The sequence below is a fragment of the Maritalea sp. genome, assembly GCF_051251695.1.
In the GTDB taxonomy this organism is placed as follows: domain Bacteria; phylum Pseudomonadota; class Alphaproteobacteria; order Rhizobiales; family Devosiaceae; genus Maritalea.
The window spans coordinates 1-2,043 of record NZ_JBPOEU010000114.1 but is presented as its reverse complement, the minus strand read 5'-3'; the positions used below and the strand labels follow the sequence as shown (position 1 = coordinate 2,043).

The 2,043-nt window shown below is 56.4% G+C and carries 1 protein-coding gene; it reads left to right on the top strand.

Annotation, left to right across the window (positions count from 1 at the left end):
• On the top strand, positions 1 to 2,043 hold a 2,043-nt coding region (locus tag ACSHWX_RS18580; RefSeq protein ID WP_435669693.1), incomplete at both ends, for a beta strand repeat-containing protein.

The window sequence follows — 2,043 nt, the reverse complement described above, 5'->3', positions numbered from 1 at the left end:
CACGAATACTACCGCTGGCAGCGATGGAATTGTCGATGAGAATAGTGCCATTGGCAGCACTGTCGGTATTACGGCCAATACGGTCGACGGTGACGACGGACAAACTGTTGCCTATACACTAAGTGGTGCCGATGCGGCTCTGTTCAGCATCGATGCCGATGGCATTGTCACCACCGCCGCCATCCTGGATCATGAAGTCGCCTCGCAGCGCAGCTTTGCCGTCACGGCCACCTCCAGCGATGGCTCTACCGCCACCCGCGACTTCACCGTCACTGTCACTGATCTGGCTGATGAAGATCTGTCGCCAATCACCGACACGGATACCACCGCCGGCAGCGATGGAATTATCGATGAAAATAGTGCCATTGGCAGTAACGTGGGGATCACGGCCAATACGGTCGATGGTGACGACGGACAAACCATTGCCTATACGCTGAGTGGCTCCGATGCGGCTCTGTTCAGCATCGATGCTGATGGCATTGTTACTACCGCCGCCATCCTGGATCATGAAGCCGCCTCGCAACGCAACTTCACTGTCACCGCCACCTCCAGTGATGGTTCAACCGCCACCCGTGACTTCACCGTCACTGTCACTGATCTGGCTGATGAAGATCTGTCGCCAATCACCGACACGGATACCACCGCCGGCAGCGATGGAATTATCGATGAAAATAGTGCCATTGGCAGTAACGTGGGGATCACGGCCAATACGGTCGATGGTGACGACGGACAAACCATTGCCTATACGCTGAGTGGCTCCGATGCGGCTCTGTTCAGCATCGATGCTGATGGCATTGTTACCACCGCCGCCATCCTGGATCACGAAGCTGCCGATCAGCGCAGCTTTACCGTCACAGCCACCTCCAGTGATGGCTCCACTGCAACGCGTGACTTTACTGTCAGCGTAACGGACTTGCCCGATGAGGATCTGTCTCCCATCACCGACACGGATACCACGGCCGGTAGCGATGGGATCATTGATGAGAACAGCGCCATCGGCAGCACTGTCGGTATCACGGCCAATACAATCGACGCCGATGCGGGACAAACCGTTTCCTACGCACTGAGCGGTACTGATGCCGCTCTGTTCAGCATCGATGCCAACGGGGTGGTAACAACCGCTGCGGCGCTGGATCACGAAGCCGCATCGCAGCGCAGCTTTACCGTCACAGCCACCTCCAGTGATGGCTCCACTGCAACGCGTGACTTTACTGTCAGCGTAACGGACTTGCCCGATGAGGATCTGTCTCCCATCACCGACACGGATACCACGGCCGGTAGCGATGGGATCATTGATGAGAACAGCGCCATCGGCAGCACTGTCGGTATCACGGCCAATACAATCGACGCCGATGCGGGACAAACCGTTTCCTACGCACTGAGCGGTACTGATGCCGCTCTGTTCAGCATCGATGCCAACGGGGTGGTAACAACCGCTGCGGCGCTGGATCACGAAGCCGCATTGCAACGCAACTTCACTGTCACAGCTACCTCCAGTGATGGCTCCACTGCCACGCGTGACTTTACCGTCACTGTCACCGATCTGGCTGATGAAGATCTGTCGCCGATTACTGACACGAATGCCACGGCCGGCAGCGATGGGATCATCAATGAAAACAGTGACATTGGCAGTATCGTCGGTATCACTGCAAACAGTGTGGACGGCGATGCCGGGCAAACCGTTTCCTACGAACTCACCGGCACTGATGCAGCTCTTTTCGACATAGACGCCAATGGGATTGTGACCACGGCTGCGGTGCTGGATCACGAAGCCGCATCGCAACGCAACTTCACCGTCACGGCCACCTCCACCGATGGCTCGGCAGCAAACCACAGCTTTACCGTCGTTGTCGCTGATTTGAACGAAGAACCGGTATTCACGACCAGCGCAAAACTGCCCGATGCTATTGAGGACGTACTCTACACAACCACGATCTCGACCTTTGACGCTGATACAAATGATTCTGTCACGTTCAACAATGCTGTCATCCCAGCCTGGCTGTCCCTGATCGATAACGGTGATGGTACGGCCACCTTCAGCGG